This window comes from Sphingobacterium kitahiroshimense (genome assembly GCF_025961315.1).
Lineage (GTDB): Bacteria > Bacteroidota > Bacteroidia > Sphingobacteriales > Sphingobacteriaceae > Sphingobacterium > Sphingobacterium anhuiense.
Genome location: NZ_JAOQNK010000001.1, coordinates 4,591,547 through 4,603,733, shown reverse-complemented (window position 1 = coordinate 4,603,733; position 12,187 = coordinate 4,591,547). Strand labels below are relative to the sequence as shown.

General features: G+C 37.3%; 9 protein-coding genes and 1 tRNA gene. 7 read left to right on the top strand and 3 right to left on the bottom strand.

All coding sequences use genetic code 11. From position 1 onward, the window contains the following. Positions 1–85 precede the first annotated feature (85 nt). The 3 genes from M2265_RS19955 to M2265_RS19945 all read right to left on the bottom strand — a co-directional run bounded on the left by M2265_RS19955 (position 86) and on the right by M2265_RS19945 (position 5,904). Entirely contained in the window at positions 86–718 is a 633-nt protein-coding gene (locus M2265_RS19955) for a gluconate 2-dehydrogenase subunit 3 family protein (protein WP_132769030.1), read from the bottom strand. A 5-nt stretch (positions 719–723) separates the two neighbouring features. Beyond that, a complete protein-coding gene (locus M2265_RS19950) occupies positions 724–2,460 on the bottom strand; it encodes a GMC oxidoreductase (protein ID WP_132769032.1) in 1,737 nt (578 codons plus the stop codon). Between the two features lie 435 nt (positions 2,461–2,895). Beyond that, positions 2,896–5,904 carry a DUF2723 domain-containing protein gene (locus tag M2265_RS19945; protein ID WP_132769034.1) on the bottom strand — a complete coding sequence of 1,003 codons (3,009 nt, stop codon included), beginning with the start codon at positions 5,902–5,904 and terminating at the stop codon, positions 2,896–2,898. A 291-nt stretch (positions 5,905–6,195) separates the two neighbouring features. Here M2265_RS19945 and M2265_RS19940 point away from each other — a divergent pair. The 7 genes from M2265_RS19940 to pstB all read left to right on the top strand — a co-directional run bounded on the left by M2265_RS19940 (position 6,196) and on the right by pstB (position 12,153). Beyond that, positions 6,196–6,266 (top strand) — tRNA-Gln (locus tag M2265_RS19940). A gap of 677 nt (positions 6,267–6,943) precedes the next feature. Next, positions 6,944–7,900: a ribose-phosphate pyrophosphokinase gene (locus tag M2265_RS19935; RefSeq protein WP_021188717.1), complete on the top strand. Its 957-nt coding sequence runs from the start codon at positions 6,944–6,946 to the stop codon at positions 7,898–7,900. Between the two features lie 140 nt (positions 7,901–8,040). Then, entirely contained in the window at positions 8,041–8,637 is a 597-nt protein-coding gene (locus tag M2265_RS19930; protein WP_021188716.1) for a 50S ribosomal protein L25/general stress protein Ctc, read from the top strand. A gap of 179 nt (positions 8,638–8,816) precedes the next feature. Next, positions 8,817–9,671: a substrate-binding domain-containing protein gene (locus M2265_RS19925; protein ID WP_132769036.1), complete on the top strand. Its 855-nt coding sequence runs from the start codon at positions 8,817–8,819 to the stop codon at positions 9,669–9,671. A gap of 8 nt (positions 9,672–9,679) precedes the next feature. Beyond that, a complete protein-coding gene (pstC, locus tag M2265_RS19920) occupies positions 9,680–10,570 on the top strand; it encodes a phosphate ABC transporter permease subunit PstC (RefSeq protein WP_021188714.1) in 891 nt (296 codons plus the stop codon). Continuing rightward, complete coding sequence (gene pstA, locus M2265_RS19915) at positions 10,560–11,417, top strand: phosphate ABC transporter permease PstA (RefSeq protein ID WP_132769038.1); 858 nt, start codon at positions 10,560–10,562, stop codon at positions 11,415–11,417. The genes pstC and pstA overlap by 11 nt, the downstream gene beginning before the upstream one ends. Next, complete coding sequence (gene pstB / locus M2265_RS19910; RefSeq protein ID WP_132769040.1) at positions 11,407–12,153, top strand: phosphate ABC transporter ATP-binding protein PstB; 747 nt, start codon at positions 11,407–11,409, stop codon at positions 12,151–12,153. The genes pstA and pstB overlap by 11 nt, the downstream gene beginning before the upstream one ends. Positions 12,154–12,187: the final 34 nt, after the last annotated feature.

Below are 12,187 nucleotides of genomic sequence, written 5' to 3'. Positions count from 1 at the left end.
AATGCCTTCATTTCTAACTAAAATAGAAATGAAGGCAAAACAGTTTTGCGTATATTTGAACGCTTTATTAAACTGAATTTTAGTCCTATCCAAAAAACTTAGATGGATCAAAACCATGTTCTTTCAAAACATCGTCGGGCACACCTGTCCACACTCCTGGTGTGTTTCCTTTAAAACCGATAGCCTTTACACCGATTTCACTAGTATAAAATCCAGAAGACGTTAGGTTACGCATCAGCGAGAAAAAAGCAACTCCTTGTTGCATTTCAGGTCTTGCTAATTCGGGATATGCAATATCATCTACAATCGCCAATTGCTCCTGTTGTTTACAGTTTACAAACGCTTGTCCATATCTCTTTTGACTGTGCACATCCAGCCATTTCAATCCGCCACGCATTGGAATTTTATTATCTGGTAAATCTTTTACGATAAACTCGATAAAATCCGGTACTCCAGCATCTGTAGCACTTCCTGAAGATGCATCCTTCGGTATGATGATATCTGCTAAAACAGTTATTGTTGCAAACTCATGTTCATTAAAGAATTTTTCTTCTTGTAATGCTTTAGTACGTTCATATTCAAAATCCTGAATTCCGGGAATTCTGTCTGCTGCATCTGCAACAGCAGTTTTACTATTATCGGTTTTACAGGAGCCTGCCAATAGACCAGTCCCAGCAGCGATCAGCCCTAATGCTTTTAGTGATTCTCTTCTATTCATGAGTTCTAGCTATTTAAATTCTTCTTTTCCTGTAAAATATATTCTGCTGTACGCATTGACAGGGCCAGGATAGTCCAAGTCAAATTTTTATCACCCTGTTGTACAAATGGCCCGGCATCTACAACAAACAGATTTTTACAATCATGTGCTTGCCCCCATTTGTTCAGAGCTGAAGTTTTAGGATCATTTCCCATACGTGTGGTACCACCTTCGTGGATAATTTTTCCTGGTGCTTCTAAACCATATAAGGTATCCGCTCCCGGAATCTTTGAGGTTATCACAGCTCCCATTTCGTGCATAACTGACTGAAATGTTTCTTGCATATGCTTTGCCTGTGCAATCTCCTCGTTTGCCCATTTATAATGGAAGCGCAATACAGGTATTCCAAATTTATCGACTTTATTGGGGTCTATTTCACAATAATTATCTATTCTGGCTAATGCCGTTCCTCTTCCTGCCATACCTACATTAGCGCCGTAAAAACTGTTATAATCCTGTTTTAAAGATTCTCCATATCCACCCAATGGCTTTTGCTTACCATCAGGACCTTTTGCATTGTTATTTACATTGGGCACCCAGTTTAAAAAACCATAAGAAGGCATGTGTAAACCTCCTCCATACTCAATATGATAGCCACGAGGAAAATTAAGCTTCTTATTATCTTCCCACCATGGTGAGTAGATATGTACGCTTCCAACTCCATCTTCATTATAACGTTTACGGTCTAACAATTGTGGTAAAAAACCGGAGAGACTTGCTCCCGTTGAATCATGAAGATATTTCCCCACAACACCACTGCTGTTCCCTACACCTCCTGGATGTGCTTTAGATTTCGAGTTAAGCATAATGCGCGCACTCTCACATGCACTAGCTCCTAATATGACTGTCTTTCCTTTCACCGCATATTCCTGCAAATCTTTTGTGTCAACATATGAAACCCCGATAGCAATCCCTTCATCATTGGTCAATACTTCACGAACCATTGCATTATCGATTACTTTTAGATTTCCGGTCTTTATTGCTGGTATCACTAAACAGGAAGATGAAGAAAAATCGCCATATACTTTACAGGCACGTCCACACTGCCCGCAATAAAAACATGTACCTCTACCTTTGATTTCTTTGGATACTTCCGTTAATACTGCTCCACGCCCAGGAATAACAGGTACCCCTGCTTTCTTTGCGCCCTTGGCTATATATAGTTCATTCAATCGTGGTTTTGGTGGTTTCATAAAGATACCATCAGGTTCGTTATGTATGCCTTCTACTGTACCATATACACCGATCATACGATCTACACGATCATAAAAAGGTTTAACTTCGTCATAGGTAATTGGCCATGCATCAGTAACACCATCTTTAGGTTTGAAATCATCGGGCCCCATGCGCAATGATATTCTGCCCCAGTGGTTGGTACGTCCGCCTAACATGCGTGCACGAAACCATTCAAATTCAGTACCTGCTACTTTACTATAGGGCTCTCCTTCAAGTTGCCATCCTCCGTATGCGGCATCAAAGTCGCCAAAAGGACGGGTCGTCGAGGCACCGCGTCGGGGAGATTCCCAAGGCCAGCGTAGCTGTTGAGAATCTTTTGCCGGGTCATAAAAAGGACCAGCTTCCAACATCAGCACTTTAAGGCCTGCATTGGCAAGTATATAACCCGCCATACCACCACCGGCTCCCGAACCGACGACAATAGCATCATAGACTTCTGTACTTTCCTTTATTTGATAATTTACCATAATCAATTTTTAATTTTCTTAGAAGCCGTTTATCTTACGATTGAAAAAAATAAAACAACATGCACTTCAAATCTGTTTGGTTATAATTAATTGTATAGATGAAAGGACAAATTAGGTAAAATTACTCAAAATCACAAAACCGTTTTATCGTTTTAGCGCTTTGTAAACAAGCCTTTACAATTACCCTCCCATCATCCCCTTTTTATAACCATAAACCATATCAAGACTAAAATAAAGTTAGTATAAAGGTGCAGTTAAGAAAATGAGTTTTTTAAATGTCAGTATTAATGCTTGTTCATTCAAATATTTTTAATGTTATAAAAAAATACCTCCATGGTTGATCACTTTTTCTAGTAGCTGTCTGCTAACAAAAATAATAGACAAAAAAGAGGGGCTTACAAAACTGCAAGCCCCTCTTTTTTGTCTATTAATCTACTATATTCCAAACTGCTTTTTATAATTTTCTTCAAGCTGTTGTATTTCTTGTAGTAATTTCGTCTCTTTTGTCTGAGATAAAATACTCTTATAAACACCCAGTGTTCTTAAAGCAGTTTCAATATTTGAATATTCCAATTCTGGTTTTGTCTGCGCAATAGCACTATAATAAGACATATTTTGAGTTAAGAACTGCAAATTACGCTTAACAATGTCGTTTGCTTTTTGAGTTTCACCGACACTGTATAAAACATTAATGATCGGTGTATAGTTTAAAACATCGCGCATCAAGAAAACACGTTTCGGCATTTTGTCGTACACTAACAAAGCTATTTCTTTCGCTTCTTTCTCTTTTCCTTGTTCCAAGAGCTGTGTTGCAGTACTTCCCGTTATTGAGTTGACAATTAAACCAATCATACGGTACGATTCTGGATCCAAGTAAGGTGATGTTGCCATATTTCCCCAAGCATACTTCTTGGTAATATCAGTATAAGCGGCTTCAGTATTGACAAGCGCTCCTGCATTTTCTTTTGCAACCTGAATAGGCATTAAACGATATGCAAAACCTTCCTGCACTAGGTACTTGTCTAGACCTAAGTAATTATCATTTGGAACTGTAGCTGCAAAGTAAATAGGTCTTTTCCAATTGTTATCAGCTAAAATAGATAAGATAGACAGTTCGGCTCTGGTCACATAATTCTTATTATAAGTCCATGCTAAAGTATCTGGAATCGTATTTTCCCATTCCTTTGGTACTGTTTTATTTTGGATAACCGCATTTCTATCTACCGCTAAAGCAAGATTTTTAGTTGGCAAGAAGTTCTCAAATTCACCAGAATTCAGCTGTGCTTTATTTTTAGCATCATCCGAAAGCATAAACTGTAAAACTAAATTCAAATCAGCATGTCCTGGAATTTGAACATCTTGGAAGTACATCACATCACGCACTCCTTTTTTAAACTTCTCTTTATCAATATTGATCGGTAACGCATCGGCATCATTTGCCTTTTTCTGCATTTGAGCCATATACCAATCTGCACTTAATAAGCTTAAGTTTACCACACGTACATCTGTGCGGATACCTTCCACTTCCTGTGCATACCACAATGGATACGTATCGTTATCCCCGTAAGTGAATAAAATAGCGTTAGGAGCACAAGATTCTAAATAATCTTTTGCCAGATCACGTGCCGTTAATTTATGTGAACGATCGTGATCATCCCAGTTTTCTTTTGCTAATAAAACAGGTGCTGCAAGTAAGCATACAACTGTTGTAAGCCCTGCTGCTGTTTTAGGATTCATTTTCTTTCCTAAGAAATCTGCTATTGCAAAGACTCCCAATCCAATCCATATGGCAAATGCGTAAAATGACCCTGCATAAGCATAATCACGTTCACGTGGCTGTAAAGGACTTTGATTTAAGTACAATACAATCGCTAAGCCTGTAAAGAAAAATAACAATCCAACAACACCAGCATCTTTTTGTCTTTTACCGAAGTGCCAAAAAGCACCGATCAATCCTATAATTAGCGGTAAAAAGAAATACTTATTATTAGATGGATCTGTATTCAAAGAGTCAGGAAGTGCATCTTGCCCACCTACTAACATCTGATCGATTGGTTTAATTCCAGAGATCCAGTTTCCTTCTGTAAAAGTACCGTGTCCTTGCTGATCATTTTGACGACCTGCAAAATTCCAAAGGAAATAACGTCCATACATATGACCTATCTGATAATTAAAGAAGAATTTTAAGTTATCACCAAATGTTGGAGACTGCCCTTCACCCAATCTTAAATAGTCCTGATAATAGCCCGGATGACCATCTCTATTGCTATATACACGTGGGAATAGAACTTCTTTATCGTATTGGTAAGTAGATCCTGTCTGGATTTTTGTATACTTATCTTTATCTTTTCTGTAAGAATAGGTAGGTTCTACTCCTGTAACTTTAGAATCAAAGTTAGGGCCTTTAAATAAAGGCTCACTTGCATATTGCTCACGTCCTAGATAACTTAAGAAAGTAAAAGCATTTTCTGGATCACTATTATTTAATGTTGGATTTGCTTTTGCACGGATCATAATCATGGCAAATGAGCTGTATCCGAAAATAATAAAAGAAGCACTGATCATTACGATATTTAAGATCGGTTTTACTTTTTTGATCGAATACCAAATACCATAAGCTAATAATGCAACCAATAACACAACAAAAAATGTGAATCCTGATCCAAATCCCAATCCTAATGTATTGACGAAGAATAAATCAAAATAAGCGGCGAATTTAACCGAGTATTGAATGATACCCCATAAGATCACCGCTAAAACCACTACCCCTAAAAGAAATGACTGGATAGCTCCTTTGCTTGTAATTGTCTTTGCTCTCTTAAAGTAAATAACAACTGCAATAGCAGGGATAACAAGTAAGTTTAATAAGTGAACGCCTATGGAAAGTCCCATTACGTAAGCGATAAAAATCAACCAACGGTCAGCACCAGGTTCATCTGCATGGTTTTCCCATTTTAGAATACCCCAAAATACGACAGCTGTACATAAAGAAGACATGGCATATACTTCGGATTCTACTGCTGAGAACCAGAATGTATCTGAGAATGCATATGCTAAAGCTCCTACCAATCCTGATCCGAAGATCTTGATCAAATCTGCACTTGAATATGTTCCATCTACAGATTTTGTGACCACTTTTCGAGCTAATGCTGTAATGGTCCAGAATAAAAACAAAATGGTAATACCACTGCATACTCCAGATCCCACATTCATCCAAAAAGCAATTCTTGTAACATCTCCCCCTGCAAGGTTCGAGAATATATTTTGAATCATCAAAAATAACGGAGCACCTGGTTGGTGAACCACCTGCATTTTATATGCTGAGGCGATAAACTCACCGCAGTCCCACCAACTCGTTGACCTTTCTGCGGTTAACATATAAGTGACGGTAGCAATAATTGCGCAGGCCCACCCTAAAACATTGTTAATTTTAGTATAGTTCATATAATTATACTGTATAAAGATTATAATACGTTCCGAAAATAAGGATATTTAATAAGAAACGAATAAATTATATTTTTTTATACGCTTAAACTCAAATTTGTTACTGCCAGATAGGCTCTATACTAGGCAAAGAACTGGTCTTTCAGAATAAATTAAAAAATTATTAGCCTGAGAATCAATTAAAAGGCATTTACCGTTCATTTTTTATTTGCAGAAATGAAAAAGCGCCGTATATTTGCATCATCAAAAGTGACCAACACGCTTCCATAGTGTTACACTTTTGAGAATGTTTGCCCGATAGTATAAGGGTAGTACGACAGTTTTTGGTACTGTTTGTCTTGGTTCGAATCCAGGTCGGGCAACATTAAAAAAGGCTTACTTCGGTAAGCCTTTTTTGTTTTCAACCATTTTCAAAATTTCATAATACGTTAATCCTATTCATCATCATGGAACACCAAATTAATTTATTCCAAAGTATAGTGAATCCGAAAAAAGATATTGTTTAATACTATACTTTCTTCAAAGTATGATATTAACACGGTAAGTACGAAGCCTTAAATCGACACTTCCGAACTGGCTGTTTCTACTTGTGAGCTTAGAGATATGATCATGACATATAACAATACACGTTTTATAGTAAAAAGTGGCATAAGAAAACCATTCCTATTGTATCTGCAAAATAAGAAGTCATATGATACTTTCCACTTTTTCCAGCTCATAATGAGGCATTATTTAAATTTTTACATTTTTTTTTCGATTGAAATTTTGAAATTAAAAACATTTATCTAACTTTGCACCATCGAAAGGATAAAGGTTGACATGTCAATCGAATCAATGAGATAGATTGCTCGATAGTATAAGGGTAGTACGACAGTTTTTGGTACTGTTTGTCTTGGTTCGAATCCAGGTCGAGCAACTTTAAAAAGAAAAAAATGGATTGTTATAAAAACAATCCTTTTTTTTTAAGTCATTAGAAAGTAATTGGCAACATACAAACAGAAAATTCTATTCTAATCCACTATATCAAAAATAAAAAACCATGCCTTTGCAATTCAACACGGTTAAGTTATTCGCCGGTTCTGGCACTACAGAATTAGCAGAAAAAATCGCTACCTCCTACGGGAAACCTCTTGGAGATAAAACGTTATCTCGTTTTAGCGATGGAGAAATCCAACCTTTTTACAATGAATCAGTTCGTGGAAGCGATGTATTTATTGTTCAATCAACAAATCAACCAACAGACAATTTATTTGAATTATTGTTGATGATTGATGCAGCAAAGCGTGCTTCGGCTCATTACATTACTGCTGTAGTTCCTTATTTCGGTTTTGCACGTCAGGATCGTAAAGATAAGCCACGTGTAGCTATTGGTGCTAAAATGATTGCGAATTTAATTACCGCAGCAGGCGCACACCGCATCATGACAATGGATCTACACGCTGCTCAAATCCAAGGTTTTTTCGACATTCCTGTTGATCACTTAGACGGTTCGATTATCTTCGTTCCTTACATCAAATCATTAAATCTTCCTAACTTGACGATTGCATCTCCTGACATGGGTGGTTCTTACCGCGCACGTACATTTGCAAAATTCTTCAATGCAGAAGTGATCATATGTGATAAACGTCGTAAACGTGCCAACGAAATCGAATCAATGTCTATCATTGGTGATGTTACTGGTCAAGACGTTGTTTTGATTGATGATATCTGTGATACTGCAGGTACATTATCAAAAGCTGCAGCATTGATCATGGAAAGCGGTGCTAAATCTGTAAGAGCAGTATGTACACATGCTGTATTATCAGGTAAAGCTTACGAAACAATTGAGAACTCTGTATTGTCTGAAATGATTGTTACAGATACCATTCAATTGGATCCTGAAAAAATGAAACAGTCTACTAAAATTAGAGTGTTGTCTACTGCAGAATTATTTGGAAAAGCAATTAAGAATGTTAACCAACACGGTTCTATCTCCGATTTATTCGAAGTTGAATAAGTTAACCACTTAGAATTCAAAACATATAAAAACCTTTCTCTTTATGGAGGAAGGTTTTTTTTGTTATAATATTAGCAATTACAGTAACATTATAACAAAAAAAACATATCTTTGCACCTTAAATTTTAATCAAATTAAAGATGAAATCAATTGCTATTAGCGGTTCTGTAAGACAGAGCGTAGGGAAAAGAGATGCGAAAGAATTGCGTTACGAAGGTAATATTCCTGCAGTTCTTTATGGTGGTTCTACACAAACTCACCTTTCTGTATCCGCAGCTGATTTGAAAGCAGTACTTTACACTCCAGAGGTTATCTTCATTGAATTAAACCTTGATGGAAAAACTGTAAAGGCTATCGTTCAAGACGCTCAATTCCACCCATTAACTGACTTAGTTACTCACGTTGACTTTTTAGAGTTGAATGATGAGAAAGAAGTTACTTTAAATATCCCTGTAACATTAACTGGTACTTCTCCAGGTGTTAAATTAGGAGGTAAATTAGTTCAAAAATTACGTAAATTACGTGTTAAAGCTTTACCTGGAAACTTACCTCAAGAAATTGCAGTTCCTATGGAATCTTTAGAAGTTGGTAAATCATTCCGCGTAGCTCAAGTAGTTTTAGAAAACGCTAAAGTTTTAAACAACTCTGACGATACGATCGTATCTGTTATCATGTCACGTGCTTTACGTCAAGCAGAAACAGAAGCTGCGAAAGCAACTAAAGGTGGTAAAAAATAATCTTTCGGGATTTATTAAACAGCTTATTAAAAGGCATCGAATTATCGATGCCTTTTTTTGTTAAGAAAAGTTTAGGGAATTAATTCTTAACACCATCTTAACATTGAATTTATCACGAATTAACAGTGTATCATTACTTTTGAGATCATCTTCAGGTCTCGACTTGTTTTATAAAAGTAATGAAAAAACACATTTTTGGATATCCTCAGATATTCCTGTTCTCCATCCTTATTTTGATTCAAAGTTGTGCTGATTCCGATCATGCGATCAAAATGAAAGGTTCAGACACCGAAGTGAACTTAGCTGTTAATCTTGCAGAAGAGTTCTCTAAGGAAAACGCTGATTTCAGTATAGCTATCTCCGGTGGAGGTTCAGGTCTAGGTATCACTGCTCTCCTCAATGGGCAGGCTGATATTGCAAATTCCTCACGTCCACTTACAGAGGACGAGATTGATCTCTTCAAAGAAAAAAATATTCCTTTAAGAACAGTTGTGTTTGCGGAAGATGCTACGGCATTTGTGGTGAATAAAGACAATCCTATTGACTCCATCAACCTAAAAGATCTAGCAGAAATTTTAGATGGTACACAGGATTCCTGGTCTAAATTGTCAAATAGCAATTTACCGATCACCATCTACGGAAGACAGAGTAGTTCTGGAACTTATTCTTTTGTCAAGAAAAAATTAAAAATCAAATTCAGTCAAGCAGCGAAGGAGATGACTGGTAATTCGCAGATTTTAGAAAGTGTAAAACTGGATAAATCTGGCATTGGGTATGTTGGTGCAGGTTATATATCTCAAAATACCAATGTTCAGCAAGGAATAAAAGTTTTAAAAATCATTGATAAAACGAATACAGCTGTATCGCCATTAGACCAAGAGGCCATCCGTCAAAATCGATACTACTTCCAGCGTCCGTTATTCCAATTTATTCCGGAATCATCATGGGAAAAAGTAGAACCGTTCATTTCATTTGAAAAAAATGCGAAAGGAAAAGCTTTAATCGAATCGTCGGGGTATTACGTTATTCATTAATAAAGGTTATGAAGTATAAAAATAGAATTTTAATTGATCGTGTCGCCCAGCACACTTTCAAATTGACAGGATATCTTGTGTTAGCACTTTTAGGTGGTATCTTCGGAATGTTACTCTACAATGCTATTTCTTTCTTTTTAGAAGTAAAACCATTGGATTTCCTAACGGGACGTGAATGGAACCCTACAGCTGCAATTCCTACCTATGGTATTTTACCATTGATCGTGAGTACAACAATTGTTGCATTTGGCGCTATGGTAATTGCGATCCCTTTGGGAATTGGTACAGCAGCTTACATTTCGGAATATGCAAGTCCTAAAGTTAAAAATATATTGAAACCCTTAATCGAAATGCTTGCTGCTATTCCTTCTGTTGTCATTGGTTTCTTAGGAATTGTATTGGTAGGACCCAAAATAGCATCGCTTACAGATCTTCCAAATGGACTAAATGCTTTAAACGGTTCTCTTTTACTTGCTATTATGGCATTACCAACCATCATCACAATTTCTGAAGATGCCATCCATGCTATTCCAAAAACATATCGCGAAGGTAGCTATGCACTTGGCGCAAGTAAGTGGCAAACGTTGATCAAAATTACTATTCCAGCAGCAGCTCCCGGAATCATTGCAGCCGTTATGCTCGGACTTGGAAGAGCCATCGGTGAAACCATGACGGTATTAATGGCGACTGGCAATGCCGCACTTTTTCCTGAGGATTTCTTTGATTCGGTCAAAACCATTACAGCAACAATTGCTATAGAAATGGGGGAAGTGCCTTTTCAGACAACACATTACTTTGCTTTATTTGCCATCGCAATTGTATTGTTCTTCATGACTTTAATAGCCAATCTGGTTGGTGAATATTTTATTAATCGTTTTAGAAAATATCATGCGGCTTAATTTTAAAAAAATAACTCCCATTATTGAATGGGGTTCATTATTACTTTCTACTGGATTAGTCTGTTTTTTCCTTATTGTCATCCTTTACGAAATTTTTTCAAAAGGATGGTCTGCGATCTCGTGGTCTTTCATCACTGAATTACCAACCGATGGTATGACTAAAGGTGGCGTGCTTTCGCCAATAATCGGAACAGTTATCTTGACATTGATAACGGCGCTATTTGCAATTCCTTTTGGTGTCTGCTGTGCGATCTACTTAAATGAATATGCCAAAAACACATGGCTAACACGTACCATCAGAGCTTCTATACGTAACTTATCAGGTGTACCATCGATCATCTATGGTTTATTCGGATTAGCATTATTTGTGCAGGGCCTACATTTTGGAACTTCACTTTTATCTGCTGGTTTGACATTGGGGCTTTTATCCTTGCCCTATATCATAACGACAACGGAAGAGGCGTTACTACGTATTCCTGCGAGTATGCGTGAAGCGGCACTTGCTGTAGGGGCTACAAAATTTGAATCGATTAAAGATGTTGTGCTTCCGGCTTCATTGCCCGGTATCCTAACGGGTGTTGTTTTGACATTATCGCGGGCGGCAGGTGAAACAGCTCCAATTTTGTTTACTGGTGTTGCATTCTACATCACAGATGTGTCTGTTAACACTAGTCAGGAATTTATGGCTTTGCCTTATCACCTTTACATGCTGTCGACACAGCATCAATCTATAGAAGAAGTGCGTCCATTGGCTTATGGAACTGCACTCGTACTTATTATCGTGGTTTTCTTAATGAATTTAACCGCATTTTACATTCGTTATAAATACAGAAAAAATGACCAATAATTTATATACCAAAGATCTGAATATCTGGTTTGGCTCTAAACATGTTTTAAAGGGAATTGATATTGAGTTTCCTGAGAAAAAAGTAACGGCATTGATCGGTCCTTCCGGATGTGGGAAAAGTACTTTACTTCGCTCCTTTAACCGCATGCATGACCTCGTTCCTGATGCTAGAATTGAAGGAACTGTCAGTATCGACGGTCAAAATATTTATGAAAAAGGTATCTCGGTTACGGATATACGCAAGAGAATCGGCATGGTTTTCCAAAAAGCGAACCCATTTCCAAAAAGTATCCAGGAAAATATCGCTTACGGTCTGAAGCTGAACAATCTAGATGCAAGTCCTGCTGTTATTCAAAAAGCTCTTGAAGAGGTGTATCTGTGGGATGAGGTGAAAGATGATCTTAAAAAACCGGCAACCCGTTTATCTGGTGGACAGCAACAACGTCTGTGTATTGCCCGTGCAGTTGCACTTCGTCCTGATGTTATTTTAATGGACGAACCTTGTTCGGCTTTGGATCCGGTTAGTACCCTAAAAATAGAGGAACTGATCCATCAGTTAAAAGAACAGTATACGATTGTTATTGTGACACATAATATGCAACAGGCACAACGTGTGGCTGATAAAACGATCTTCATGTATCTGGGTGAAGTGAAGGAAGAGGGTGCTACTTATGATATCTTTAACAATCCGCAACATGAAATTACGAAAAACTATATTAGCGGACACTTTGGATAAGAACTGAGTGTGCTATTTTGTTTGTTAAAGCATG

Bases quoted from the DNA above. Each gene is read 5' to 3' on its own strand.
- M2265_RS19955 (WP_132769030.1), bottom strand. From the start codon at position 718: ATGAATAGAAGAGAATCACTAAAAGCATTAGGGCTGATCGCTGCTGGG.
- M2265_RS19950 (WP_132769032.1), bottom strand. From the start codon at position 2,460: ATGGTAAATTATCAAATAAAGGAAAGTACAGAAGTCTATGATGCTATT.
- M2265_RS19945 (WP_132769034.1), bottom strand. From the start codon at position 5,904: ATGAACTATACTAAAATTAACAATGTTTTAGGGTGGGCCTGCGCAATT.
- M2265_RS19935 (WP_021188717.1), top strand. From the start codon at position 6,944: ATGCCTTTGCAATTCAACACGGTTAAGTTATTCGCCGGTTCTGGCACT.
- M2265_RS19930 (WP_021188716.1), top strand. From the start codon at position 8,041: ATGAAATCAATTGCTATTAGCGGTTCTGTAAGACAGAGCGTAGGGAAA.
- M2265_RS19925 (WP_132769036.1), top strand. From the start codon at position 8,817: ATGAAAAAACACATTTTTGGATATCCTCAGATATTCCTGTTCTCCATC.
- pstC (WP_021188714.1), top strand. From the start codon at position 9,680: ATGAAGTATAAAAATAGAATTTTAATTGATCGTGTCGCCCAGCACACT.
- pstA (WP_132769038.1), top strand. From the start codon at position 10,560: ATGCGGCTTAATTTTAAAAAAATAACTCCCATTATTGAATGGGGTTCA.
- pstB (WP_132769040.1), top strand. From the start codon at position 11,407: ATGACCAATAATTTATATACCAAAGATCTGAATATCTGGTTTGGCTCT.